This window comes from Streptomyces sp. S.PNR 29 (genome assembly GCF_030386795.1).
GTDB lineage: Bacteria > Actinomycetota > Actinomycetes > Streptomycetales > Streptomycetaceae > Streptomyces.
Genome location: NZ_JANUQM010000003.1, coordinates 566,415 through 591,093, shown reverse-complemented (window position 1 = coordinate 591,093; position 24,679 = coordinate 566,415). Strand labels below are relative to the sequence as shown.

The 24,679-nt window shown below is 70.3% G+C and carries 21 protein-coding genes and 1 riboswitch; of the genes, 9 read left to right on the top strand and 12 right to left on the bottom strand.

Annotated elements, in window-relative coordinates; genetic code table 11:
* Positions 1-53 precede the first annotated feature (53 nt).
* Both NW895_RS11505 and mctP read left to right on the top strand, forming a co-directional pair.
* Positions 54-311, top strand: coding sequence for a DUF3311 domain-containing protein (locus NW895_RS11505; RefSeq protein WP_289935322.1), 258 nt, complete (start codon positions 54-56; stop codon positions 309-311).
* Positions 308-1,936: a monocarboxylate uptake permease MctP gene (gene mctP, locus NW895_RS11500; RefSeq protein WP_289935321.1), complete on the top strand. Its 1,629-nt coding sequence runs from the start codon at positions 308-310 to the stop codon at positions 1,934-1,936. Before NW895_RS11505 ends, mctP begins: the two co-directional genes overlap by 4 nt.
* Positions 1,937-2,036: 100 nt before the next feature.
* Here the strand turns inward: mctP and NW895_RS11495 are convergent, their stop codons facing one another.
* On the bottom strand, positions 2,037-5,660 hold the full coding sequence (locus tag NW895_RS11495) for an ATP-binding protein (RefSeq protein ID WP_289935320.1): 3,624 nt from the start codon (positions 5,658-5,660) through the stop codon (positions 2,037-2,039).
* Positions 5,661-5,800: 140 nt separating this feature from the next.
* Here NW895_RS11495 and NW895_RS11490 point away from each other — a divergent pair, with 140 nt between their 5' ends.
* From NW895_RS11490 to NW895_RS11480, 3 genes are all read left to right on the top strand, one after another.
* Positions 5,801-6,307, top strand: a complete 507-nt coding sequence (locus NW895_RS11490) for a GNAT family N-acetyltransferase (protein WP_289935319.1) — start codon at positions 5,801-5,803, stop codon at positions 6,305-6,307.
* A gap of 77 nt (positions 6,308-6,384) precedes the next feature.
* Positions 6,385-6,474, top strand: a riboswitch (cobalamin riboswitch).
* A 144-nt stretch (positions 6,475-6,618) separates the two neighbouring features.
* Complete coding sequence (locus NW895_RS11485) at positions 6,619-8,982, top strand: ribonucleoside-diphosphate reductase subunit alpha (protein ID WP_289935318.1); 2,364 nt, start codon at positions 6,619-6,621, stop codon at positions 8,980-8,982.
* A complete protein-coding gene (locus tag NW895_RS11480; RefSeq protein ID WP_289935317.1) occupies positions 8,982-9,995 on the top strand; it encodes a ribonucleotide-diphosphate reductase subunit beta in 1,014 nt (337 codons plus the stop codon). Before NW895_RS11485 ends, NW895_RS11480 begins: the two co-directional genes overlap by 1 nt.
* Here the strand turns inward: NW895_RS11480 and NW895_RS11475 are convergent.
* Complete coding sequence (locus NW895_RS11475; protein WP_289935316.1) at positions 9,908-10,114, bottom strand: hypothetical protein; 207 nt, start codon at positions 10,112-10,114, stop codon at positions 9,908-9,910. The two genes, NW895_RS11480 and NW895_RS11475, sit on opposite strands and share 88 nt — an antisense overlap.
* A gap of 92 nt (positions 10,115-10,206) precedes the next feature.
* On the opposite strand from NW895_RS11475, the gene NW895_RS11470 reads away from it, so the two are divergent.
* A complete protein-coding gene (locus NW895_RS11470; protein ID WP_289935315.1) occupies positions 10,207-11,172 on the top strand; it encodes a helix-turn-helix domain-containing protein in 966 nt (321 codons plus the stop codon).
* 13 nt (positions 11,173-11,185) lie between these two features.
* On the opposite strand, the gene NW895_RS11465 is transcribed toward NW895_RS11470, so the two are convergent.
* The 10 genes from NW895_RS11465 to NW895_RS11420 all read right to left on the bottom strand — a co-directional run bounded on the left by NW895_RS11465 (position 11,186) and on the right by NW895_RS11420 (position 21,341).
* Positions 11,186-12,556 carry a cytochrome P450 gene (locus NW895_RS11465; RefSeq protein ID WP_289935314.1) on the bottom strand — a complete coding sequence of 457 codons (1,371 nt, stop codon included), beginning with the start codon at positions 12,554-12,556 and terminating at the stop codon, positions 11,186-11,188.
* Positions 12,553-13,638, bottom strand: a complete 1,086-nt coding sequence (gene cyc1, locus NW895_RS11460) for an epi-isozizaene synthase (RefSeq protein WP_289935313.1) — start codon at positions 13,636-13,638, stop codon at positions 12,553-12,555. The genes NW895_RS11465 and cyc1 overlap by 4 nt, the downstream gene beginning before the upstream one ends.
* 299 nt (positions 13,639-13,937) lie before the next feature.
* Entirely contained in the window at positions 13,938-14,588 is a 651-nt protein-coding gene (def, locus tag NW895_RS11455) for a peptide deformylase (RefSeq protein WP_289935312.1), read from the bottom strand.
* A 61-nt stretch (positions 14,589-14,649) separates the two neighbouring features.
* Positions 14,650-15,630, bottom strand: coding sequence for a hypothetical protein (locus NW895_RS11450; protein ID WP_289935311.1), 981 nt, complete (start codon positions 15,628-15,630; stop codon positions 14,650-14,652).
* Positions 15,631-15,744: 114 nt separating this feature from the next.
* A complete protein-coding gene (locus NW895_RS11445) occupies positions 15,745-17,031 on the bottom strand; it encodes an HD domain-containing protein (RefSeq protein ID WP_289935310.1) in 1,287 nt (428 codons plus the stop codon).
* Positions 17,028-18,353 (bottom strand): HD-GYP domain-containing protein, encoded by a 1,326-nt coding sequence (locus NW895_RS11440; RefSeq protein WP_289935309.1) that lies wholly within the window; start codon positions 18,351-18,353, stop codon positions 17,028-17,030. Before NW895_RS11440 ends, NW895_RS11445 begins: the two co-directional genes overlap by 4 nt.
* A 152-nt stretch (positions 18,354-18,505) precedes the next feature.
* Positions 18,506-18,817, bottom strand: coding sequence for a mycothiol system anti-sigma-R factor (rsrA, locus tag NW895_RS11435; protein WP_289935308.1), 312 nt, complete (start codon positions 18,815-18,817; stop codon positions 18,506-18,508).
* Positions 18,814-19,500: an RNA polymerase sigma factor SigR gene (gene sigR / locus NW895_RS11430; protein WP_289935307.1), complete on the bottom strand. Its 687-nt coding sequence runs from the start codon at positions 19,498-19,500 to the stop codon at positions 18,814-18,816. The genes rsrA and sigR overlap by 4 nt, the downstream gene beginning before the upstream one ends.
* Before the next feature lie 276 nt (positions 19,501-19,776).
* Positions 19,777-20,406: an alpha/beta family hydrolase gene (locus tag NW895_RS11425; protein WP_289935306.1), complete on the bottom strand. Its 630-nt coding sequence runs from the start codon at positions 20,404-20,406 to the stop codon at positions 19,777-19,779.
* A 119-nt stretch (positions 20,407-20,525) separates the two neighbouring features.
* Entirely contained in the window at positions 20,526-21,341 is an 816-nt protein-coding gene (locus tag NW895_RS11420; RefSeq protein WP_289935304.1) for an SOS response-associated peptidase, read from the bottom strand.
* A gap of 50 nt (positions 21,342-21,391) precedes the next feature.
* Here NW895_RS11420 and NW895_RS11415 point away from each other — a divergent pair, with 50 nt between their 5' ends.
* The 3 genes from NW895_RS11415 to rsgA all read left to right on the top strand — a co-directional run bounded on the left by NW895_RS11415 (position 21,392) and on the right by rsgA (position 24,584).
* Positions 21,392-22,114: a M50 family metallopeptidase gene (locus tag NW895_RS11415; protein WP_289935303.1), complete on the top strand. Its 723-nt coding sequence runs from the start codon at positions 21,392-21,394 to the stop codon at positions 22,112-22,114.
* A 132-nt stretch (positions 22,115-22,246) separates the two neighbouring features.
* On the top strand, positions 22,247-23,563 hold the full coding sequence (aroA, locus tag NW895_RS11410; RefSeq protein WP_289935302.1) for a 3-phosphoshikimate 1-carboxyvinyltransferase: 1,317 nt from the start codon (positions 22,247-22,249) through the stop codon (positions 23,561-23,563).
* A gap of 10 nt (positions 23,564-23,573) precedes the next feature.
* Entirely contained in the window at positions 23,574-24,584 is a 1,011-nt protein-coding gene (gene rsgA / locus NW895_RS11405; RefSeq protein ID WP_289935301.1) for a ribosome small subunit-dependent GTPase A, read from the top strand.
* The last annotated feature ends 95 nt before the right edge of the window (positions 24,585-24,679 follow it).

Below are 24,679 nucleotides of genomic sequence, written 5' to 3'. Positions count from 1 at the left end.
GACCTAGATTGCCTGCGCATTACAGGTGATCAGTGAGGGGACGGAACCGCCAGATGTCACAATCCCCAGAAGTCAACAGAGCCCCGGTGGTGACGCCCTTGCGCGTCGTCATCGCCCTCTGCCTCGTAGCCCCCTTCGTGGCCATGCTGTGGGTCGGTTCGTACGCCAAGACCGACCCGGCCTTCATAGGCATCCCGTTCTTCTACTGGTACCAGATGGCCTGGGTGCTGATCTCCACGGCACTCACCGGCGTCGCATACAAGCTGTGGCAGCGTGACCAGCGCGCACGCCGGGGAGGTGCCGGAGAATGAAGGACGGCGTGAACGGCGTCGCGCTCGGCGTCTTCATCTTCTTCTTCCTGCTCGTCACCGTCATGGGCTTCCTGGCCGCGCGCTGGCGCAGGGCCGAGAACGAGCACAGTCTCGACGAATGGGGCCTCGGCGGCCGGTCGTTCGGCACCTGGATCACATGGTTCCTGCTCGGCGGCGACCTGTACACGGCGTACACCTTCGTGGCCGTCCCGGCGGCGATCTACGCGGCCGGCGCGGCCGGCTTCTTCGCCGTGCCGTACACGATCCTGGTCTACCCGCTGATCTTCACCTTCCTGCCTCGGCTGTGGTCGGTCTCGCACCGGCACGGCTATGTGACGACCTCGGACTTCGTGCGCGGCCGGTTCGGGTCGAAGGGCCTGTCGCTGGCGGTGGCCCTGACCGGCATCCTGGCGACGATGCCGTACATCGCGCTCCAGCTCGTCGGCATCCAGGCCGTGCTGGACGTGATGGGGGTCGGCGGCGGCGAGAACACCAACTGGTTCGTCAAGGACCTGCCGCTGCTGATCGCCTTCGGTGTGCTGGCGGCGTACACGTACTCGTCGGGTCTGCGGGCCCCCGCGCTGATCGCCTTCGTCAAGGACACGCTGATCTACATCGTCATCGCGGTGGCGATCATCTACATCCCGATCAAGCTGGGCGGTTTCGACGACATCTTCGCCAAGGCGGGCGAGGCGTTCAGCCAGACCAACCCGGCGACGGGCGCGCCGCGCGGTGCGCTGGTCCCGGCGGAGGCGGGGCAGTGGACGTATGCCACGCTGGCGTTGGGCTCCGCGCTCGCGCTCTTCATGTACCCGCACTCGATCACGGCGACGCTGTCCTCGCGCAGCCGTGAGGTGATCCGCCGCAACACCACCATCCTGCCGCTGTACTCGCTGATGCTCGGCCTGCTGGCGCTGCTGGGCTTCATGGCGATCGCGGCCGGGGTCAAGGTCACCAACGGACAGCTGGCCATCCCGCAGCTCTTCGAGACCATGTTCCCGGACTGGTTCGCGGGCGTCGCCTTCGCGGCGATCGGCATCGGCGCGCTGGTGCCGGCGGCGATCATGTCGATCGCGGCCGCGAACCTCTTCACCCGCAACATCTACAAGGACTTCATCAAGCCGGACGCCACGCCGGAGCAGGAGACCAAGGTCTCCAAGCTCGTCTCGCTGCTGGTGAAGGTGGGCGCGCTGGCCTTCGTCCTGACCATGGACAAGACCGTAGCCATCAACTTCCAGCTGCTCGGCGGCATCTGGATCCTGCAGACCTTCCCGGCCCTGGTCGGCGGCCTGTTCACCCGCTGGTTCCACCGCTGGGCGCTGCTCGCGGGCTGGGCGGTCGGCATGGTCTACGGCACGGTCGCCGCGTACGGCGTCGCCTCGCCGACGCAGAAGCACTTCGGCGGCTCCGCGAAGGAGATTCCCGGCATCGGCGAGATCGGCTACATCGGCCTGACGGCGTTCGTGCTGAACGTGGTGGTGACGGTGGTCCTGACCTTCGTCCTGAAGGCGGTGAAGGCCCCGGACGGCATCGACGAGACCCGTCCGGAGGACTACACGGCGGACGCGGGCGACCCGGGTGTGCAGGTGGAGCTGCCGCCGGCCACGGCGGGCACCTCGCACTGAGCGTTGCGCAGGGACGGGCCGCCGGAGAACGTCCGGCGGCCCGTCGGCGTATCCGGCACCGCCGGCGGTACTTCAGCGCCGACGCCGCCGCGGCGGCACCCTAGTCGCGGGTGCGCCCGGCCATCGCGTGCCAGAAGCGGTCCAGCTCACGGACGCGCATGCTGACCCAGGGCGGTGTCTTCCTGCGCAGTACCCGGGGGAAGCAGCGGCGGACGCGTCCGGGCAGCAGGGCCTGCTGCTGGCGGCAGAACGGCTCGCGGATCTCTCCCCGCAGCACACCGCGGGGCGGGTACGGGCAGAACTGGAACTTGCAATCGGGCAGGCAGGTGGAGCCGGGCGCTGGCGGGGCCGAGGTACTGGCCCGCGAACCGGGCCGCAGCGGCTCACGGTCCGTGCGGATGCAGGGCGGGAGCGGCATGCCGGGTTGTTCCGCGCGAGCCATGCGCTCCTCGACCTCGTCCGGATGCCCGCCCCGTTCGACGAGGTTCAGCATCACCAGAACGTCGGCGACCAGGCGTTGGGCCCGCCCGTCGAGGGTGCTCCAGCCGACCGAGGGCGGGATCCACAGGTTGTGCTTGCGGTATCCACCGGCGTCGCCGGTGCGGGAGCCGATGGTGTCGGCAACGCCCTTCTCGTCGATCCAGAGGAAGCGTTCGGGTTGCCCGGTCTCCAGAGCGAGGGCCACCAGGTCGCCCGCCTCGGAGACGAACGGGTGCAGGTACCGCCGTGGTGAGTCACCGTTCACCCCGGACCGGCCGGACGCCGTGTTCACCGTACCGGCCATCGACAGCCAGCGTTCCACGGTCCGCACGGCGGTGGTCCCGCCGATCGCCGCAGGCGGCCTGCGTGTTCCGTCGTGGTGGTCGTCCTGGCCCGCCATGGAGTCGCCGTTCCGGTCTCGGTGGCCCACGCTGTCCGGAAGCTCCCACAGGCACAGCGCCTGGAGCAGGTTGAGCTGTGCATACCAGCACCGGGACTGCTGGAGCACGGTCTCCGCCTGCCGGATCAGATCGTCGCGGCTGCCCGCATAGGTGTGGGGGTGACGTTTGCGCCGGTTGGCCGCGAACTTGAAGCCCTGGGCCAGCGCGGTCTCCAGCGCGAGCGGCATATCGGGGTTGCCGCCGGTGCGTCGCGGATCGAGGTGACGCAGCCACTTGATGAGACGTTCCCGGGCCTCATCCCGGTGGGAGTCGTCGACGGACCCCAGGAGCATGGGGAGCATCCAGGCCCGCATCACGAACTCCCGGAGCAGTTGCACCCGTTGCTCGCGGTACTCCCGCTTGAGCTCGTGCCGTTGGCGTTGCAACTGTTCGATGAGCTCGGAGGACGCGGCCGGTGAGTACGCGCGGGTGCTCCTCGCCTGTCTCATGGCCGCGGCCCACTCCTCGAACCTGCTCGTCCTCCAGGCTTTCAGCTCACTGATCGTCTCGTCGTACTCCTGCATGGGGTCGCGGTGGAGACGACCGACGCGCTCACGGATCACGGCGAACGCCGCGTTGCCGCCGGCGCCGAACTCCTGGGCGACGGCCAGGCGTATGGAGTACGAGGGCTCTTCCCTGCCCATCTCGAAGAGCTGGTGGTACAGCGGTGTGGTGTCGACCCTGTCGGAGGTCGCGCGCAGCGCCGCGCCGAGTTGCTTGAGAAGTCCGAGCTTCGCGTCCTCAAGAGAGCGCCGGTCCCCCTTGATGGCGGGCCAGCGGTCGTGCACCGCGCCGACGATGCCGCCCAGCAGGCCCGGCTTGCGTTCCACGCTCTCGATTTCGAGGGCCGCCGCGTAGAGGTCGAGGGCCTTCGGGTCGTCGGTACGGCGGTTCGCGGCCGCGCACAGCCGCTGGGCCATGATCCGGCCCCGCACGGGGACCTGCCGCCGCAACTCCTTCATCTGCTTCCTGATCTCGGCCCTGACACTGCCTCCCTCGGCCGAGGCCTCGGCCCACCGCCGGCGGGACAGCAGCACCAGGGCGGTGAGCAGCTCCCGGCTGGGACCCGGCGGGCGCAGTGCCTGCTCGATCAGCTCTCCGGCATCGGGCTCCCCCAGGTGATACAGCATGCGGAAGCCGAAGTAGGCCTGCATGATGCTGTGCGGGAAGCGGACCTTCTTCTCCTGGCCCTCCACCAGCTTCAGCCTGTTCGCGTTGCTCGCGAAGCGGGCGAGCGTGGCGTGGCACTGAGCCATGTTCCCCTCGCGCAGCCGCTTGCTCTCCTCATCGCTCAGCCGGGCGCAGAGCGCGTTCCAGATCTGTTCCCGGTGCCACTCGGAGAAGGTGTTCCCCCGTTTGCCGTACCGATCGAAGGTGCGTGCCTTGACCCACAGGTGCTCGGCGTGGGCCATCGTCCGCCGCGCCGCGTTGGGGTGGACGTCCTGGTCCAGCAGCTCCGCGAAGCCGACCTCCAGCTTGTCCTGGAGCAGTCCGATGCACGCGAGTGCGGAGACCACCTCGATGGTGTCGCACCGCTCCTGCGGGCCCAACGCGACGTCATCGCGCAGCCGGCCGTCCCACAGGGCGCGTTCCCAGGTCTCGAGAAGCCACAGCCGCAGCGTGCTGCGGTCCAGGCTTCGGGTGTCCAGCCGAAGCGGGTCGTTGCGCGGACGGTCCTGTTCCAGAGCGCCGTGGTCATGCAGTTCACGAGCGATCTGCAGGTAGATGGGCGACTCGGTGACCTCCGCGGTCTCCACGATCCAGTCGATGCGGCGCTCGTCCGTGTCCGGTGCGCGCGCCTCGACGAAGTGCAGCGCCTCCTCCTCGCTGAGCGGTTCCAGCTCGACGATGGCGGCGGGTGTGGTCTCCAGCGGACTGTGCGGGCGGGACGCGATGACGAGCGGCAGTCTCTCCCCGTGGGCGCGCTCGATGGCCTGCCGGATGATGTTGTCCCGGTCCTCCTGCAGGCTCTCGTCGAGAACGGCCTCCTCCAGGCCGTCGGCGATGACGACCACCTTGTCGTCGGCGAGCAGCTGCTGCCAGACCCGCTCGTTCTTGGTGCGTGCCAGGATGCCCTGGGGGGCCTCCTCGAAGAAGCGCTGTTTGGCCATGCGCTCGAAGTTCAGGTCGGCTCCGTCCGCGTCTCTCAGCCGGATGGGCACGGGAACGGCATGCTGCCGGGCCAGCAGTTCGGTGAGCCGCACCAGGACGGCGGTCTTCCCCGTGCCGACGCCGCCGACGAGCAGATAGGGCCTGCGGGTGTCGCGCTTGCGCAGGCGCTGGGCGATGACCTGGGCGACCTCCTCGCGGCCCACGATCTCGGCGATGTCCGGCCCGGCGGTGAGCACCAGTCTGCGGGGATGCCTGCGCGCCTTGCGGAGGTAGCGCCGCTTGGTCCAGCTGTACCAGAAGAACAGGAAGAGCGCGGCGGCGATCGATGCGGTGAGGATCGGACCGACGAAACGGACGACGGCTTCGAACCCCTCGTTGTTCTTCCGCCACGTCTCGAACGAGGTCGTCTCCTGCGTGGCCAGGATCCACAGGCCCTCCCCGCACCAGGCGAGGACCGCGAGCGCGGCGATCAACCAGACGATCCTGGTGGCGTTGGTGTAGGAGAACCATCTGCGCCACTTCCTGGAACGCGTGGTGTCCCGGCGGGCCTCCAGACGCATCGTCAGCGTGTGCCAGTAGCCCAGGAAGACGCGGCGCACATGGCTCCCCGCCCGTCTCAGATTCAGGGTCGCCATCGGCGCGTTGCGCGGCCGCTCCTTGCCCGGGGGGTGACGGACAACCCTGGTCATCATGCGTTCTCCCTCCGAGAGCGATTCCCGGTACGGAGGACCCGCAGGCGCCGGCACCTACTTCCATGGAAACACTCGACGAACCTCCTGCAACTCGAAAACCCGGAGGCCCGTCTCCGCCGCCCTCCGGCAGACTCGGCCCCATGGACATCGACATCCGGCAGGCGGAACCCGGCGACTACGAGACCGTCGGTGAGATCACCGCGCAGGCCTACCTCCAGGACGGCCTCCTCGACTTCGGTGAGAGCGACGAGTACCTCGGCGCGTTGAGGGACGTGGCCGGGCGCGCGGCCGCGGCCGAGGTCCTGGTCGCCACGGAGCACGGCAGGCTTCTCGGCGGCGTCACCTTCGTACCGTCCGGCGGCCCCATGGCCGACATCGCCGGTCCGGGCGAGGCCGAGATCCGCATGCTGGCGGTCGCCCACGAAGCCCGCGGCCGGGGCGTCGGCGAGGCCCTCGTCCGCGCCTGCGTGGACCGCGCCCGGTCCGTGGAGGGCTGCGTCCGCATCGTGCTGTCGACCCAGCGCACGATGCACACCGCCCACCGCATCTACGAACGCCTGGGTTTCGTCCGCACGCCCGAGCGGGACTGGAATCCGCTTCCGGAGCTGGACGACATCACTCTCCTCACCTACCAGTTGACGCTCTGAAACCGGCGAGACACAACATCTGGGGGCGTCACTCGAACCCGGCACAAGATGTATGCTCATGCTCGCTGTCGCCGCAGGGGAATCCGGTGCGAATCCGGAACTGTCCCGCAACGGTGTACTCATGCCCGTATGCCCGCATACCGGCATCGAGCGTCAGTCCGAGGACCTGCCGACAGCGCGCCCGGCCGTCCGGTCCGGGTGCCCCGACGTCCGGGCCTCGTGGAATAGGCCGGTGGGCGCGACGCCGCGTGCGCTCGTGAGCCTCCCCTGCCCTCCGCCAGGCCCCCGTGCCGAGCGAGGGAGAGCCCCACGTGACCATCGCGCCAGCAGATCCGGCCTCAGCAGCCCTGGTGGAAACCGACGGTCCCGGTGCCGCGCTGCTGCGGACCCTGACCGAGCTGACCGCCGATCTCCCCGACGCCGACCCCGGCCGGGTCGCCGCCGCCGCGCTGCGCGGCCGGTCCGCGCGCGCCGACGAGGCGGAACTGCGCGAGCTGGCCACGGAGGCGGCGGCCGGCCTCATCTCGGAGGACCCCGCCTACTCCCGGCTCGCCGCCCGGCTGCTGACGATCAGCATCCGCGCCGAGGCCGCCTCCCAGGGCGTCACGTCCTTCACCGAGTCCGTCGCCGTGGGGCACCGCGAAGGGCTCATCGCCGACCGCACCGCCGAGTTCGTACGCCTCCACGGCGACCGTCTCGACGCGCTGGTCGACCCTCAGGCGGACGACCGCTTCGGCTACTTCGGCCTGCGGACACTGCACAGCCGGTACCTGCTCCGACACCCGATCACCCGCCGGGTCGTGGAGACGCCCCAGCACTTCATGCTGCGCGTCGCAGCCGGTCTCGCCGAGGACGACACCATCCGCTCGGTGGACGAAGTCGCCGCGCTCTACGGGCTCATGAGCCGCCTCGACTACCTCCCCTCCTCCCCCACCCTCTTCAACTCCGGCACGCGGCACCCCCAGATGTCGTCCTGCTACCTCCTCGACTCCCCCAAGGACGAGCTGGACTCCATCTACGACCGCTACCACCAGGTCGCCCGCCTCTCCAAGCACGCCGGCGGCATCGGTATCGCCTACTCCCGCATCCGCGCCCGCGGTTCGCTCATCCGCGGCACCAACGGGCACTCCAACGGCATCGTCCCGTTCCTGAAGACGCTCGACGCCTCGGTCGCCGCCGTGAACCAGGGCGGCCGGCGCAAGGGCGCGGCGGCGGTCTACCTGGAGACCTGGCACTCGGACATCGAGGAGTTCCTGGAGCTGCGGGACAACACCGGTGAGGACGCCCGCCGTACGCACAACCTGAACCTCGCCCACTGGGTCCCGGACGAGTTCATGCGCCGCGTCAACGCCGACGAGCAGTGGTCGCTGTTCTCGCCCGCCGACGTGCCCGAGCTGGTCGACCTGTGGGGCGAGAAGTTCGACGCCGCCTACCGGGCGGCCGAGGCGAAGGGCCTCGCCAGGAAGACCATCCCGGCCCGTGACCTGTACGGCCGCATGATGCGCACCCTGGCGCAGACCGGCAACGGCTGGATGACCTTCAAGGACGCCGCCAACCGCACCGCCAACCAGACCGCGGAGCCGGGCCACGTCATCCACTCCTCCAACCTCTGCACGGAGATCCTGGAGGTCACCAGCGACGGGGAGACGGCGGTCTGCAACCTGGGGTCCGTCAACCTGGGCGCCTTTGTCGACAAGGCGACTCGTGACATCGACTGGGAGCGGCTGGACGCCACCGTCCGCACCGCCGTGACCTTCCTCGACCGCGTCGTCGACATCAACTTCTACCCGACCGAGCAGGCGGGCCGGTCGAACGCCAAGTGGCGTCCCGTCGGCCTCGGTGCCATGGGCCTGCAGGACGTCTTCTTCCAGCTGCGCCTGCCCTTCGACTCACCGGAGGCGAGGGAACTCTCCACCCGGATCGCCGAGCGCATCATGCTCGCCGCCTACGAGGCCTCCGCCGACCTGGCCGAGCGCAGCGGCCCGCTTCCCGCCTGGGAGAAGACCCGTACGGCCAAGGGTGTCCTCCACCCCGACCACTACGGCGTCGAGCTGACCTGGCCCGAGCGCTGGGCGGCCCTGCGGGAGCGCATCGCGACCACCGGCATGCGCAACTCCCTGCTCCTCGCCATCGCCCCCACGGCCACCATCGCCTCCATCGCGGGCGTGTACGAGTGCATCGAGCCGCAGGTGTCCAACCTGTTCAAGCGCGAGACGCTGTCCGGCGAGTTCCTCCAGGTCAACTCCTACCTGGTGAACGACCTCAAGAAGCTGGGCGTCTGGGACGCCCGCACCCGTGAGGCGCTGCGCGACGCGAACGGCTCGGTGCAGGACTTCGCCTGGATCCCGGAGGACGTACGGAAGCTGTACCGCACCGCCTGGGAGATCCCGCAGCGCGGCCTGATCGACATGGCCGCCGCCCGCACGCCGTTCCTCGACCAGTCCCAGTCCCTGAACCTGTTCCTGGAGACGCCGACCATCGGCAAGCTCTCCTCGATGTACGCGTACGCCTGGAAGTCGGGGCTGAAGACCACGTACTACCTGCGCTCGCGCCCGGCGACCCGCATCGCCCGCGCCGCACAGGCCCAAGCCACCGTCCCCGTCCAGCAGGCCGCCGACCCCGACGCGGTCGCCTGCTCCCTGGAAAACCCCGAGTCCTGCGAGGCCTGCCAGTAATGACCACCCGAAACCAGAACCTCCTCGACCCGGGCTTCGAGCTCACCCTGCGCCCCATGCGCTACCCCGACTTCTACGAGCGCTACCGGGACGCCATCAAGAACACCTGGACCGTCGAGGAGGTCGACCTCCACTCGGACGTCGCCGACCTCGCCAAGCTCAGCCCGGCCGAACAGCACCTGATCGGCCGTCTGGTGGCCTTCTTCGCGACGGGCGACTCGATCGTCGCGAACAACCTCGTGCTGACCCTCTACAAGCACATCAACTCCCCCGAGGCGCGTCTGTACCTGAGCAGGCAGCTCTTCGAGGAGGCCGTCCACGTCCAGTTCTATCTGACGCTCCTGGACACCTACCTCCCCGACCACGACGACCGGGCGGCGGCCTTCGCGGCCGTCGAGAACATCCCCTCGATCCGCGAGAAGGCGGAGTTCTGCTTCAAGTGGATCAACGAGGTGGAGAAGCTGGAGCGGCTGGAGACCCAGGCCGACCGGCGCCGTTTCCTGCTCAACCTGATCTGCTTCGCCGCGTGCATCGAGGGCCTGTTCTTCTACGGCGCCTTCGCCTACGTCTACTGGTTCCGCAGCCGGGGTCTGCTGCACGGCCTGGCGACCGGCACCAACTGGGTGTTCCGCGACGAGACCATGCACATGAGCTTCGCGTTCGACGTCGTCGACACCGTCCGCAAGGAAGAGCCGGAGCTCTTCGACGACCAGCTCCAGCAGCAGGTCACCGACATGCTCAGGGAGGCCGTCGAGGCAGAGCTGCAGTTCGCGCGCGACCTGTGCGGTGACGGCCTCCCGGGCATGAACACCGACTCGATGCGGCAGTACCTGGAGTGCGTCGCCGACCAGCGCCTGACGCGCCTCGGCTTCGCCCCGGTGTACGGCTCCGAGAACCCCTTCTCCTTCATGGAGCTGCAGGGCGTTCAGGAACTCACCAACTTCTTCGAGCGGCGTCCTTCGGCGTACCAGGTCGCGGTGGAGGGCACCGTCGACCTGGACGAGGACTTCTGACGCTGCGCCGCCCTCAACTGGCGGTCGATCCGGCGCTCGTGGAGGAGACCCACGAGCGCCGGACCCGCGAGGAGGACGAAGAGGACCAGGACGGTCACGAAACCGAGGAATGTGTTCATGCGGTAAGTCTCGTTCGGGCCGGACACTCCTGACAGTGGCAGGACTGCCGCACACCCTCGATTTACTGCCACTTCCGGGGCACACTGGCGGCATGCTGCGCAACGTGGCCGCCGTCCTGCTCGACGGCGTGCATCCCTTCGAACTCGGCGTCGTCTGCGAGGTCTTCGGCCTCGACCGCAGCGACGACGGTCTGCCGGTGTACGACTTCGGGGTGGTCTCGGCCGAGGGCCGGACGCTGAGCACCCATGTCGCCGGCTTCACGGTCTCGACCCCGTACGGCCTCGACCGGCTGGAGGAGGCCGACCTGATCGCCGTGCCGGCCTCGGACGCGAACCTCTCCCGCGACTATCCCCCCGAGCTGCTGGCCGCCCTGCGCCGGGCCGTCGAGCGGGGCACCCGGGTGCTCAGCGTCTGCTCCGGCGTCTTCGTGCTGGGCGCGGCCGGGCTGCTCGACGGGCGGCGCTGCGCCGGCCACTGGCGGCATGCGGAACTGCTCGCCCGGCGTTTCCCACGGGCGATCGTCGAGCCGGACGTGCTCTACGTCGACGAGGACCCGGTCATCACCTCCGCCGGCACGGCCGCCGGCATCGACGCCTGCCTGCACATCGTGCGCAAGGAGCAGGGCCCGGAGGTCGCCAACGGGATCGCCCGGCGCATGGTCGTACCCCCGCACCGGGACGGCGGTCAGGCGCAGTTCATCGAACGCCCGCTGCCCAGGTCCTCCTGCGACACCATCGGCGGGGTGCTGGCGTGGATGGACCAGCACCTCGACCAGGAGGTCACCGTCGAGCAGCTCGCCGCCCGCGCCCACATGTCCCCGCGCACCTTCGCCCGCCGCTTCCAGCAGGAGACGGGTACGACTCCCTACCGCTGGATCCTGCGCCAGCGCGTACTGCTGGCCCAGCGGTTGCTGGAGGCGACGGACGAGACGGTGGACGCGATCGCGGGCCGGACCGGCTTCGGCACCGCGGCCGCGCTGCGCCACCAGTTCGTACGGGCCGTGGGGACGACCCCGAACGCCTACCGGCGGGCGTTCCGGGGGCCGGAAGCGGCCTGAGCCGTCCGGCCCGTCACCTCGGCACCGGCCTCAGCAGCAGCCGCTGCGGGCGGAGTGTGATGCCCACACGCGTGGCGTCGTCGGAGCCGGCCACCTGCTCGAAGCGGTACTTCGTGGCCAGCGCCGCCGTGATCAGGGTCAGCTGGGCCATCGAGAAGTGGTCGCTGGGGCACTTGCGGTTGCCGACGCTGAACGGGCTCATGGCGTACTTGGGCACGTCCTTGACGCGTTCGGGAAGCCAGCGGTCGGGGTCGAACTCCAGGTGGTGCGCGTAGGACTTCGCGTCGCGCTGGATCGCGTACGGGCTGTAGACGATGTCGGCCCCGGCCGGAATGCGGTACCCGCCGAGTTCGGTGTCGGTGACCGCGCGTCGCGTCAATATCCATACGGCGGGGCGCAAACGCATGGCCTCGACGACGACATTATTGGTGTGTGTGAGCCTCCGGACGTCCTCGAATGCCACGCGCCGCCCACCGGTTACGGCTTCGACTTCGTCGCGCACCCGGTCTGTGTGTTCCGGATGTTCGGCGAGCATATGCAGCAGCCACATGATGGTGGAGGCGACGGTTTCGCTGCCGGGGGTGAGGATCGCGACGACCTGGTCGTGGATCTCCTGTTCCCCGATGGGCTTGCCATTGTCGTCCTTCGCTTCCAGCAAGGCCGTCAGCAAATCGTCCGGCTTTCGACCGGATGCGCGGCGTTCGACGATGATCTCGTCGACCAGGAGATGCAAATCGGCCAGGGCGCGGTTGAATGTGCGGTTGGGTGGGAGCGGCAGCCGGTAGAGCGGTCCGAGCGGGAGCACCATCCTCCGGTACATGCCGCGGAAGACGGTGGCGAGGGCGACGCACAGCCGCTCGGCCCGCTCGTCCATGTAGTCGCCGCGCAACAGACAGCGGGCCGCGATCCGCACGGCGACGCGGAAGGACTCGGAAGTGCAGTCGATGGTCTCGCCGGGCTTCCAGCGCTCGGTCAGCGCGTGCGCCTCCTCCTCCATGACCGGCCCGTAGGCGGGGATCGCGTCGAGCCGGAAGGCGGGCTGGACGGTGCGCCGCTGACGGCGGTGGACCGGACCGTTGGCGGTGGCCACCCCCTCCTTGCCGAGCAGGCCTTCGAGGGACTCCCACAGCGGACCGGCGATGATGTAGTCCGGGCTCAGCGCCACGGCGCCGGTGAGGGCCGGGGTGGTGGGCACGTACACCGTCTTCGGGCCGAGCTTGATGCGGACGACGTCGCCGTGGTCGCGCAGCCGGGACATGAAGGCCAGCGGGTCGCTCAGCAGCCTCGGACCGTGGCCGAGGACCGGGACGCCACCTCCCGCGAGGGGCGGCTCGCGCAACTGCGACACCTCCGGTGCCGCGGGCTTCACCGACTCGACGGTCATTTCTCACCTGCCGCTTCGTTGTTGACGTACGGGGGCGTTGACCGGTCGTCCCAGCTGTCGACCCTGTACCGGCCGGACTCGTGGTGGAACCAGTAGACGGAACTGAACCAGTTCCGCATATTGCAGACGCAGGCCCTGACGGCGGCGCTCAGTTCCTTTCCCCGCACCGTGCCGTCGGCGAGGTCGTCGGCGAACCGTAATGCGTCCCGCTCCGCGACGAGGAATTCCGCTATGCAGGTCTCGACGCGTCGCCGTACTTCCGCGATCGCCTCTTCGAGAGTCAGCCCCTCATGGGTGATGAGACTGATTCCCAGATTGTGCACCTCGTCGCCCGCTATTTCCTTCGGCAGCGAGCAGAGGTCGTTGTACCAGGCGGCGAATTCCTGGCTCAGCAGCGCCGCCCGTCGATAGGCCGGGTTTTTCCGTACCGCATCCGGGAGTTCACAGTCGGCGCTCGGCTCCAGCAGGTCGGTCCAGATCCAGTGCGCGAAGGTGAGCCGGCGCAGCGCGAGGTATTCCTCGACGGACGGGATGATTCCGTGGGTGCGGTTGTGGAACTCACGGTCGTACGCCTCGATCACCGCATGGAAGTGCCGGGCGAACCGGAGGCTCCATGTCACCGGCAGGAACGCGTACAGCCGCACCACACTGTCCGCGAATCCGGCGACCATGGGATCCTCGTGGTGCAGATGGTTCCCGGGGGAGTCGAGTGCCGTGTGCAACCGGCCCCTGAGCCGTCGCCAGGCGACGGGGCGGCCGTGGACGATGTCACGGTCGTGACGGTCGTCCCAGACGAAGAACCACGCGCTGAAGTCCGCTATCGCCTGCAGGACCTCGTCGGCGGCACCTATGTAGTACCCCGCCATGAGGTCGGTGTAGCACAGGCCGTCGGCATATTCCTCGACCTTGTCCGCCGGCATGAGACGCTTTTCGAGCAGCCAGGTGCGGGTCTTCTCCTGGAGCCGTGGCCAATACGGGTGCAGTTGTCGCGGAAACGCCGCCTCGATCACCGGGAGAGCGAGCGAGGGTGGAACTGGAACCTTGGTCGGTGTCGATGTGGTGCCGTGTAAGAAAGCATGCACGAACAAACCCCTCTCAGCCGCCAGTAGGCGCACCCCTCCCGCTGTGCCGGGCGTGCGCCCGTGCGTATCCCCGCACTCCCCATTCAGCACCACAACTGACCGGTCTGGGAACGGATTTGCTGCATTCACCACCCCACGATGCCGGAATTCTCCCCTTGTGTGACTTGTTGTGGATCACCGGGGGAACGTGGACGATCGAATGTGCGACGGACAGACGAACGGCGCCTGTTCGCGCAGGGAAGCGTGAACAGGCGCCGTGCGTACGGGACTTGAGAGGCCCCAGTCGATCCCGGACGGTCTCAGTCGTTCGCGACCACGGGGTAGCGGGGCTCGTTCTCGGCCATCTGCCGCAGCGCGTCCTTGCGTTCGCGCTTGGAGAGCCGGTCGATGTAGAGGTAGCCGTACAGGTGGTCGGTCTCGTGCTGCAAACACCGCGCGAAGTAGCCGGTGCCGCGCACCTTGATCGGGTTGCCCTTCTCGTCCTGCCCGGTCACCTCGGCGTAGTCGGGGCGGGCGAGCGGCGCGTACGCGGTGGGCACGGACAGGCAGCCCTCGTTGCTGTCGTCGAGGCGGCGCTTGTCGGCGGGCAGCTCGACGAGCCTGGGGTTGCAGACCACGCCGACGTGCCGGACGCCCTCGTCGTCGGGGCAGTCGTAGACGAAGACCTTCAGGTCGACGCCGATCTGGTTGGCGGCCAGGCCCACGCCCTCGGCGGTGCGCTGGCTGGCGAACATGTCCGCGACCAGCTGCTGGAGCTCCTCGCCGAAGTCGGTGACGTCCTTGCACTCCTTGTGCAGCACCGGGTTCCCGACCACCGTGATCGGCCGCGAGGTGCCGCGCTCCCGCCAGGCCGTCTCGCGCTCCTCGCAGTCCTCCGTGTCGATGACGTACCCGTCGTCGTCGACGGGGAGCACGCCCGCGTGCTGCTGATCGGTGTCCTGCTGCGCCATGACCGACGTACGCCTTCCTGGAAAAACGGGGGTGTGATGCTGATACAGGGTACGGCGGCCGTCAGCAGACCTCTTCCAGATCCCGCCAATCCCGGGAATCCGGACTGTCCGCGACCCAGCCGTCCAGCAGCCCCCGCACCAGCGAGGCCGGCGCGGCCACCCCGCACTCCCGCTCCGGCACCCACAGCTGCCCGTCGGTCCGGTGACCGAGCGGCCCGGGATGCCCCGGCTCACTGTGGTCGTGCGGGTCGAGATGCTCCCCGTCGCCCTCGTCCGACGGCATCCGGGACTCCGAGCACATCCGGCACAGCAGCCGCACGGACGACGACCAGTCCTCCGCGGCGAAACCGGCGTCGGCGGCGAGCTGCTCCAGGGCGTCCCGGTCGGCCTCGGTGGCGGCCTCCAGCAGGACGACCCAGGTGGGCACGGGCGAGGGCGCCCACAGCTCGATCTCGTCGAACACCGGGTAGGTGTGTCCCGTGGCGGTGATCCGCTCCCCGTGGGGCACCCCGTCGTGCAGCACGACCTCGCCCCAGCGCCGCCCCGAGGACGGCAGCGGAATGGACAGCACCTCCATCCGCGCCGGATCCAGCCGCCGCCCCCACACGACCTCGGCCTCCCCCTCGGGGGACAGCCGTACGGCCGCGCTGCCGAGGTCCATGCCGACCGGCTCACCGGTCTCCGTCACGTCCCCCGGCACCCGCAGCCCGTAGGCCTGCCAGGCCCGCCGGGCCAGCGGCCAGTCCTGCAGGGCCGTGGCGGCGATGCCGACGTTCCACCAGTCGGGCGCCCCGGCGTCCCGGTCGAGCAGTGCGACCGCGCGCAGCCCGGCCGCCCGCGCCTGCTCCCAGTCGTGCCGGAACTTGTGCAGCAGGGCCAGGTTGAACCAGGACTCCGACAGCCAGGGCTCCAGATCGGCGGCCCGCGTCAACAGTGCCCCCGCGTCCTCGTACCGGCCGTCGCCGATGAGCGTGAACGCACGGTCCGTCGCCTGCCGCCAAGAGGCGGAGGGCCGGTGCCGTCCCTTGCCGAAGATCCTCACGATTCCCGCCTGCCAGTTCCGTGGAGTGGGCTGGCTGTGCCTTTCTGCGCCCCCGGACACCTGCTCAAGCGCATCAAACCACGTACGGCTTGAAGGGCGCTCATTACCCATGGGTTACCCAGCCTCGGGCAGAGTCAGACAACCTCTGGAGAGCACCCGGGCCAGCGATTCGACCACGTCCGGCGCGTACTCTCCCGCCGTGCCGAGCCGCAGCTCCTCCAGCGCCGTGAGCGCCCCGCCGGGCCCGGCGTTCCGGGCCTTCTCCTCGTACGCGTTGACGGCCCGCACGATCCGTGCGGCCAGTGGCTGTTCCCGGTAGGGGTCGGCCTGCCGCTCCACGACCACCGCGACCGCCCCGTCGACCCCGGTCTGCCGTACGACGGCCCCGCCGAGCAGCGCGATCCGCCGCTGTTCCTCGGCGGGCAGGCCGGCCGTGGCCCCGGCCGGGACCGGGTCGACCAGGCTGAGTTGCCCGATGTCGTGCATGAGGGCGGCGTACTCCAGCACGGTCAGTTCGGGACCGGACAGCCCCATGTCACGTCCTACGGCCTCGCTGAGGGCGGCGACGCGGCGGGCGTGCCCGGTCGGGGTGTACCCGGCGACCTCGGTGGCCCGGGCGAGGGAGGCGATGGTCTGCCGGTAGGTGGCGCGGACGGCGGCGTACCGCCGGTAGGAGAGCTGGGTGAGCAGCAGCGGCACGGAGAAGACGGGCAGCGCCCACAGCCCCACGACGGCCACCGCCAGCGCCATCACCGCGCCCGTCGCGCACACGGCGGACGCGATGCCGAGCATTCCCCGCAGTTCCTCGCGCAGCAGCGGCCCGAAGGGCCACCGGGTACGGGAGTGCGCCAGCGCGGCGGCGAGCACGGCGTCGCACAGGACGGTCAGGGCGAGGAGTGCCAGCAGCAGCAGTGCGTAGGCGTGGCCGCCCCACCCCTCGAACGTGCCCCGGGCGTACAGCGGCTGGAAGCACACGGCGGCGAAGGCGACGGTGAGCAGACGCCGGGCGACATGGTCGGCCGTCGGCCCCCGCCCGCGCGCGATGTGCGGCACGCTCCCGACGAGCACGCCGGCGAGGACGACGGTGACGGCCTGGCACACGCCGTGGTGCGTGGGCTGCGCGGCGTCCTCCCCCAGCAGGGCGTACGACAGCGCCCCGGCGGCACCCAGCGGCGCGGCCTCCCTTGCGTGCGCCCCCGGAAAGGGGGTCCCCCCGGCTCTGGCGACGCCGAGCGCCTGGGGGCGGATGAGCTCGCCGAGGGCGACGACACCACCGAAGGCGAGGGCGGCGGGCCGCTCCTGAAGACCGGTCCACAGCACGGTGGCGAACGAGCCGAGGCCCACGAGGGCGGCGGAGGCATGCACGAGGAGGAGCACGGCAGGGGCGCGGGACGCGGTCATGGAACACTCCGGTCGGCGCTCTGCCGGGCCCCGGCCGTGGGCACGGGACGCTCAGGAGCCCGAGGGCCCCCCTCCTCGTCGGCCGTCACCGCCGGACGCCACCCGCACCGCCCGACGGCCCGCCCCAGGGCCTGGACCATCCGCGGGTCGAACTGGGACCCCGCGCACCGCTCCAGTTCCTCCAGGGCGGCCGCGATGGGCCGGGCCCGGCGGTAGCACCGTGTGGACGTCATCGCGTCGAAGGCGTCGGCGACGGCCACGATCCGCGCCGACTCCGGGATCTGGTTGCCGACCAGCCCGTACGGGTAGCCGCTTCCGTCCAGCCGCTCGTGGTGGTGCAGCACCGCGGCCCGGGCCTCCCCGAGGAAGGAGATCCCGCGCACCATCTCGTGTCCGTACTCGGGATGCAGTTCGATCACGCGCCGCTCCTCGGGGGTGAGCGGTCCGTTCTTGCGCAGCAGCCGCGTGGGCACCCCCAGCTTCCCCACGTCGTGCAGGATCCCCGCGAACCGCAGCACCTCGACCCGCTCGTCCGGCATGCCCAGCTCGCGCGCGATCATCATCGAGGCCTGCCCGACCCGTTCGCTGTGCCCGCGCGTGTACTCGTCCTTGATGTCGACGGCCTGCACCAGCGCCCGGATGGTCGCCTGGTGCGCCGCCCGCTCCCGGTGGTACTGCGCGAACGCCCACCACGACACGCACATCGGCAGCAGGACGAGCAGCGCGGCGACGGGTCCGTACGGGCTGCGCCACAGCACGGCCATCATCAGCCCGGCGAGCCCGTGCACGGCCACCGGCGCCAGCGAGCGCAGGAACTGGCCCCGCCAGGCCCGCCACAGCGGCACCCGTTCGGCCAGGGCCAGGATGCCCCCGTCCAGCAGGGCCAGCACCACACAGAACGTGAGCACCGCGGCCCCGGCCGACACGAGCGCGTACGGGAAGTCGCACGCCACGACCGCGTCCCGGCCGTCGAGCGCCCTGTGCACCCGGGCCGCCGTCCACACCGCGACGGCGAGCTGGGCCGCCCGCCAGATCCGCCGCAGCGCGTAAGGCCGCTGCTCGACCGGGGACAGCAGCGCTCCCGGCAGCGGGACGAGCGCGGCGGCGGCCGGCGGCAGCAGGAAGGCCCCGGCGAGCAGCACGGGGTAGAAGGTCCCGACGAACCGGGACCGGGCGACGTACTCGCAGCCGGCGTACAGAGCGGCGAGCAGCGCGACCGCCCACCAGTGGGCGTGCGGCGCCGGCAGTGGGCGCAGACAGAGCAGGGCGACGAGCAGGACACCGGCGACGTACGCACGTGCCCGTGCCGGTACCGCCTCCATGAGCCCCTCCCCCGGCCGTGCTTGTCAGGCTCGGAGCCTAGGGTGGCCAGGGGGGCCTCCGCGGGCCGATAACCCGCGGATTAGCACGTTCGAGTGACGACTATCCGTTCACGCATGGGGAAAGCGCCCATACGGAGAGGTGGAGGGGGCGTTCAGGACTCCTGAGAAGCCGGCGGAGCCGCGGTGACGTCGTGTTCCGGCACGGCCTGCCCCGACCGGATCAGATCGATCCGCCCCATGACCTTGGCCCGCAGGTCGCCCGGCACGTCGTCATGCCCGCAGCACCGCTTGACGAGCTTCTTCACGGCCTGCTCAAGCCCGTACTTCTCCAGGCACGGCGAGCACTCCTCGAAGTGATGCTCGAACTTCACACAGTCGGCATCCGGCATCTCACGGTCGAGGAACTCGTAGAGATGATCGAGGATCTCGCTGCAATCCGTCTCGTGCGGCTCACCGCAGCTCATGACCCCGAGCCTTTCGCTTCGTTCGACTCTCCGGCCCCGGCCGGAACCAGCCCCCGCTCACGGGCGTAGTCCTGCAGCATGTCGCGCAGTTGACGGCGGCCCCGGTGCAGCCGGGACATGACCGTGCCGATGGGTGTCCCCATGATGTCGGCGATCTCCTTGTAGGCAAAGCCCTCGACGTCCGCGAGATACACGGCGATGCGGAACTCCTCGGGAATCGCCTGGAGCGCCTCCTTCACGTCCGAGTCGGGCAGATGGTCGAGCGCCTGCGACTCCGCGGAGCGCAGACCGGTCGACATGTGCGACTCGGCGCGGGCGAGCTGCCAGTCCTCGATCTCCTCGGCCGCGCTGCGCTGCGGTTCACGCTGCTTCTTGCGGTACGAGTTGATGAAGGTGTTGGTGAGGATCCGGTACAGCCACGCCTTGAGGTTGGTGCCCTCACGGAACTGGTGGAAGGACGCATACGCCTTGGCGTACGTCTCCTGCACCAGGTCCTCGGCGTCGGCGGGGTTGCGCGTCATGCGCAGGGCGGCCGAGTACATCTGGTCGAGGAACTCAAGCGCGTCCCGCTCGAAGCGCGCGCTGCGCTCGGCGGTCGTCTCCGCGCCCGTGCTGCCCTGGCCCTCGGGCTGCTCCGCCTGGCCGTTCTCGGTCCCTGCGTCGGTCCCAGTGACCGGACCCACCTCCTCCAGCGATCTCGTGAAACCGAAAGCGGTCTCACTCGAATCGGAGGATAGACGACCGGCGGTCGTGGACGCTTGCCGATTCGGTCCGCCCGCCGCCCGAACAGAGGCGGTCCTGGCCGCGTGCAGCACCGTCCAGTCCAGGTCGGCGCGGCTGCTGCGGCTCGGGCAGAAAATCGAACCCATGCGGCGGACTTCCTCTCCTAAGACGTGGGTGCTGGTCTCAGCACGTACGTCCGCCACAACAGCGCTCGGTGGCTCGGCATTCCCGGCGCTTCACCCCAGTGACCCGGTCCACTCGACGACGGCGTCGGTGACGACCGCCAGCGCCTGGTCCTGGGTGATGTCCGCCCTCTTCGGCACGGAGAGACCATGGTCGCCGTACGGCACCTCGACCAGCTCGTGGTCGCCGTCCGGGAACTCCTCCGGCTTCCCGAACGGGTCGTTCCCGCCCTGGACGACGAGGGTGGGCACCCCGGCGCCGAGCAGCTCCGTGGCGCGGGACTTCTCTGGCTTGCCCGGCGGGTGGAGCGGGAAGCTGAGCGCGAGGACGGCGCGCGCCCCCAGCTCGGCGGCGGTGCGGCAGGCGACGCGGGCCCCGGCGCTGCGGCCGCCGGAGATCACCGGCAGGCCCGGCTCGGCCAGCGCGGGCCAGACACCCCGCCATCCGGCGTCCAGGGTCTTCGGCGCGGGCGCCACCTTCTTGCCGGCCACCCGCCAGGGCTGCTCGACGAGGGCGACGGTCACGCCGTGGGCGGGCAGCACGGCCGCCAGCGCCTTGAGATCACGGGCCTCGATGCCACCGCCGGCGCCGTGGCTCGCCGCAAGCACGAGCCGGGGCTTGTGCGCCGGGTGCCAGGTGACGCGGGCGGTTCCCGCCTCGGTCTCGACGGTCTCGCTGGTCACGTCTGCCACCTCAGTCACCTGGGCCACCTGTCACTTCTGTCACATCGGTCACGCGTCACAGCAGTTCCGCAGTTCCGCAGTTCCGCAGTTCCGCAGTTACAGCAGTTACATCGGTCATCTCAGAAGAGTGTGCCCTCTTCCGGCGCCTCCAGCTCCTTGAGCAGTTCCGGGCCGTTGTTGCGGACGTTGCTCACGGCCGTGGTCACGGGGTACGCCCGCATCAGTCCGGCGGGCGGGGGTGCCAGCAGCGACGTCAGGTCGTCGGGGTCCGTGCGTGCCGGGTCCAGCCAGGCGTCCCACCGGTCCTGCGTCAGCATCAGCGGCATCCGGGGGTGGATGTCGGCCAGCGTCCGGGGCCCGTCCGCCGGTGCCACCGCGAGCGGGGACTTCTCGGCCTCGGTCGTGATCACGGAGCAGGTCACCCACCAGGCCTGCGGATGGTCGTCCGGCAGGGTCCTGTCCCGCCAGAACTCGTACAGCCCCGCCATCGCGAACACCGACCCGTCGGCCGGCGTCACGAAGTAGGGCTGCTTCCGGGGCCGCTTCTTCTTCCCCTCGACCTCCAGCTCCCGCTCCTGCGTGCCGGTGACCCACTCGAAGTAGCCGTCGGCGGGCAGGATGCAGCGCCGGGCGGCGAAGGCGCGCCGGTACGACGGCTTCTCGTGCACGGTCTCCGCCCGCGCGTTGATCATCCGGGCGCCGCCCTCCGGGGTCTTGGCCCAGGACGGCACCAGCCCCCACTTCAGCTTCCGCAGCTGCCGAACCGGCCGCGGGTCGTCCGCGTCCTTCAGAGGGCGGTCGAGGACGGCGTAGACCTCCTTGGTGGGGGCCACGTTGTAGTCGGGCGCCAGGGTCTCCTTCGGGTCCCACTTCTCGATCTCAAAGATTCCTGCGAGATCCTCGGGCCTACGACTCGCTGCATACCGTCCGCACATACGTGCCACACTGCCAGACTCCGCGCGACCACGAGGAGCCCTCACTGAACATGGACCACCTCGCATCGGCCTCCCTCGCCTCCCTCTGGGACGAGGTCTCCGGCACCCAGCCCGACCCCGACCTGTGGGTGGTGATCGCGACCCTGGTCGCCGCACTCGCCGTCGTCGTACCGCACGGCCTGTGGCGCATAGCGCGCAACGCCATCACCATCGCCCACGAGGGCGGCCACGGGCTCGTGGCGCTGCTCACCGGCCGCACCCTGACCGGCATCCGCCTCCACTCGGACACCAGCGGCCTGACCGTCAGCCGCGGCAAGCCGTACGGCATCGGCATGATCCTCACCGCGGCCTCCGGCTACACCGCGCCGCCCCTGCTGGGCCTGGGCGGCGCCGCCCTGCTGGCGGCGGGCCGCATCACCCTGCTGCTGTGGGTGGCCACGTTCCTGCTGGTGGCGATGCTGGTGATGATCCGGAACGCGTACGGGGCGCTGACCGTGATCGTCACCGGCGGCACGTTCGTCCTGGTGTCCTGGCTGGCCGGGCCCCAGGTGCAGGCGGCGTTCGCCTACGCGGTGGTGTGGTTCCTGCTGCTGGGCGGGGTGCGCCCGGCGTTCGAGCTGCAGGCGAAGCGGTCACGGGGAGGGGCCGGGGACTCGGACGCGGACCAGTTGTCGCGGCTCACCCATGTCCCGGCGGGGTTGTGGCTGTTCCTGTTCCATGCCGTGTCGCTGTGTTCGCTGATCGGTGGAGGCAGGTGGCTGCTGGAGATATGACGCGCCCGCAGCGGCGCAGTCGCGGGGCGCGGGGCAGTATCGATATGCGGCTTCGCCGGGTGGCGCGACCAGCTCCGAAGGCGCCGCACCCGAACGACGGCCGGCACACCCCCCTCCTTATAAAGTGGGGCCATGGCCCCGAACGACGCACACACCGCCCTCTGGCCCGCCCCGCACGCGAGCGGAGCCGTCGACGCGACGGTCCACGTGCCCGGGTCCAAGTCGGTCACCAACCGCGCCCTGGTTCTCGCCGCCCTCGCGTCCGAGCCCGGTTGGCTGCGCCGTCCGCTGCGCTCCCGCGACACCCTGCTGATGGCCGGCGCCCTGCGTGCGATGGGCGTCGAGATCGAGGAAGGGGTCGGCCCGGACGGCACCGGCGAAGCCTGGCGGGTGTTCCCCACGGACCTGCGCGGCCCCGCCACGGTCGACGTCGGCAACGCCGGCACGGTGATGCGCTTCCTGCCGCCGGTCGCCGCGCTCGCCGACGGCCCCGTCCGCTTCGACGGGGACCCGCGCTCCTACGAGCGTCCCCTGCACGGCGTGATCGACGCGCTGCGCCGGCTCGGCGCCCGCATCGACGACGACGGGCGCGGCGCGCTGCCGATGACCGTGCACGGCGGCGGCGCCCTGGAGGGCGGGCCGGTCGCGATCGACGCGTCCTCGTCGTCGCAGTTCGTCAGCGCCCTGCTGCTGTCCGGTCCGCGCTTCAACCAGGGCGTCGAGGTGCGCCACACCGGTTCGGCGCTGCCCTCCATGCCGCACATCCGCATGACCGTCGACATGCTGCGCGCGGTCGGCGCCCAGGTGGACACCCCGGAGTCGGGCGGCGAGCCCAACGTCTGGCGGGTCACGCCGGGCGCCCTGCTCGGCCGGGACCTGACCATCGAGCCGGACCTGTCCAACGCCCAGCCGTTCCTGGCGGCGGCGCTGGTGACCGGCGGCAAGGTCGTCATCCCGGACTGGCCGGCCCGTACCACCCAGCCGGGTGACCGGCTGCGCGAGATCTTCACCGAGATGGGCGGTTCCTGCGAGCTCACCGACTACGGCCTGGTCTTCACCGGTTCCGGCTCGATCCACGGCATCGACGTCGACCTGGGCGAGGTCGGCGAGCTCACCCCGGGCATCGCGGCCGTCGCCGCCCTCGCGGACTCCCCCTCGACCCTGCGCGGGGTGGCGCATCTGCGCCTGCACGAGACGGACCGCCTGGCCGCGCTCACCAAGGAGATCAACGAGCTCGGCGGCGACGTCACCGAGACCGCGGACGGCCTGCACATCCGCCCGCGCCCGCTGCACGGCGGGACCTTCCACACCTACGAGGACCACCGCATGGCCACGGCGGGCGCGATCATCGGCCTCGCGGTCGACGGGGTGCGGATCGAGAACGTGGCGACGACGGCGAAGACCCTGCCGGACTTCCCCGAGCTGTGGGCCGGGATGCTCGGGGCATAGGGGTCTCGCCATGCGCCGCTACGGCAAGCACACCGACGAGGACGACATCCGCACGCGCCCCAACCGCAAGGGCAACCGGCCCCGGACGAACATCCGGCCGAAGCACGAGGACGCCGCCGAGGGCATGGTCCTCACCGTGGACCGGGGCCGGCTGACCTGCCTCGTCGACGGCCGGGTCGTCATGGCGATGAAGGCACGGGAACTGGGCCGCAAGGCGGCGGTCGTCGGCGACCAGGTGGCGCTGGTCGGCGATCTGTCCGGCACGAAGGACACGCTCGCGAGGATCGTCCGCATCGAGGAGCGCACATCGGTACTGCGCCGGACGGCGGACGACGACGATCCGTACGAGCGTGTGGTCGTCGCCAACGCCGACCAACTCGCCATCGTCACCGCCCTCGCCGACCCCGAGCCGCGCCCCCGCCTGATCGACCGCTGTCTGGTCGCGGCGTACGACGGCGGTCTGGAACCGCTGCTGGTGATGACGAAGTCGGACCTCGCCCCGCCGGACAAACTCCTGGAGCTGTACGGGGACTTGGACATCCCGTATGTCGTCACCAGCCGCGGGGAGCTGGAGAACGGCGACGCGGCGGACCGGGTGCGCGAGCATCTGGACGGCAAGATCACGGCCTTCGTGGGCCACTCCGGCGTCGGCAAGACGACCCTGGTCAACGCACTGGTTCCGGAGGACCGCCGCCGACTGACCGGCCATGTGAACGCGGTGACGGGCCGCGGCCGCCACACGACGACCTCGGCTCTCGCGCTGCCCCTGGCCGGCGACGACGGGTGGGTCATCGACACCCCGGGCATCCGGTCGTTCGGCCTCAACCACGTCGACCCGTCCCGAGTGATCCACGCCTTCCCCGACCTGGAACCCGGCACCGAGGGCTGCCCGCGCGCGTGCAGTCACGACGAGCCGGACTGCGCGCTGGACGAGTGGGTGGCCGAGGGGCACGCCGATCCGGCGCGGCTGTACTCGCTGCGCAGACTGCTGGCGACCCGGGAGCGCCGCGAAGGCGACTGACCTCCGCGTTGTTTGTCTCCGCGTGAGATCGGTAAGTGCATAATCGCACCGAGCCGGAGCCCGACGACGCGGTCACAGAACGTGGGGACACAGGA

Excerpts from the sequence above, each read along its gene's own strand:
- NW895_RS11470 (WP_289935315.1), top strand. The coding sequence starts at position 10,207 with ATGCTGCGCAACGTGGCCGCCGTCCTGCTCGACGGCGTGCATCCCTTC.
- rsgA (WP_289935301.1), top strand. The coding sequence starts at position 23,574 with ATGCGCCGCTACGGCAAGCACACCGACGAGGACGACATCCGCACGCGC.
- mctP (WP_289935321.1), top strand. The coding sequence starts at position 308 with ATGAAGGACGGCGTGAACGGCGTCGCGCTCGGCGTCTTCATCTTCTTC.
- rsrA (WP_289935308.1), bottom strand. The coding sequence starts at position 18,817 with ATGAGCTGCGGTGAGCCGCACGAGACGGATTGCAGCGAGATCCTCGAT.
- NW895_RS11480 (WP_289935317.1), top strand. The coding sequence starts at position 8,982 with ATGACCACCCGAAACCAGAACCTCCTCGACCCGGGCTTCGAGCTCACC.
- NW895_RS11490 (WP_289935319.1), top strand. The coding sequence starts at position 5,801 with ATGGACATCGACATCCGGCAGGCGGAACCCGGCGACTACGAGACCGTC.
- NW895_RS11415 (WP_289935303.1), top strand. The coding sequence starts at position 21,392 with ATGGACCACCTCGCATCGGCCTCCCTCGCCTCCCTCTGGGACGAGGTC.
- NW895_RS11445 (WP_289935310.1), bottom strand. The coding sequence starts at position 17,031 with ATGACCGCGTCCCGCGCCCCTGCCGTGCTCCTCCTCGTGCATGCCTCC.
- NW895_RS11465 (WP_289935314.1), bottom strand. The coding sequence starts at position 12,556 with ATGACCGTCGAGTCGGTGAAGCCCGCGGCACCGGAGGTGTCGCAGTTG.
- NW895_RS11420 (WP_289935304.1), bottom strand. The coding sequence starts at position 21,341 with ATGTGCGGACGGTATGCAGCGAGTCGTAGGCCCGAGGATCTCGCAGGA.
- NW895_RS11505 (WP_289935322.1), top strand. The coding sequence starts at position 54 with ATGTCACAATCCCCAGAAGTCAACAGAGCCCCGGTGGTGACGCCCTTG.
- NW895_RS11440 (WP_289935309.1), bottom strand. The coding sequence starts at position 18,353 with ATGGAGGCGGTACCGGCACGGGCACGTGCGTACGTCGCCGGTGTCCTG.
- aroA (WP_289935302.1), top strand. The coding sequence starts at position 22,247 with ATGGCCCCGAACGACGCACACACCGCCCTCTGGCCCGCCCCGCACGCG.
- NW895_RS11495 (WP_289935320.1), bottom strand. The coding sequence starts at position 5,660 with ATGATGACCAGGGTTGTCCGTCACCCCCCGGGCAAGGAGCGGCCGCGC.
- NW895_RS11475 (WP_289935316.1), bottom strand. The coding sequence starts at position 10,114 with ATGAACACATTCCTCGGTTTCGTGACCGTCCTGGTCCTCTTCGTCCTC.
- def (WP_289935312.1), bottom strand. The coding sequence starts at position 14,588 with ATGGCGCAGCAGGACACCGATCAGCAGCACGCGGGCGTGCTCCCCGTC.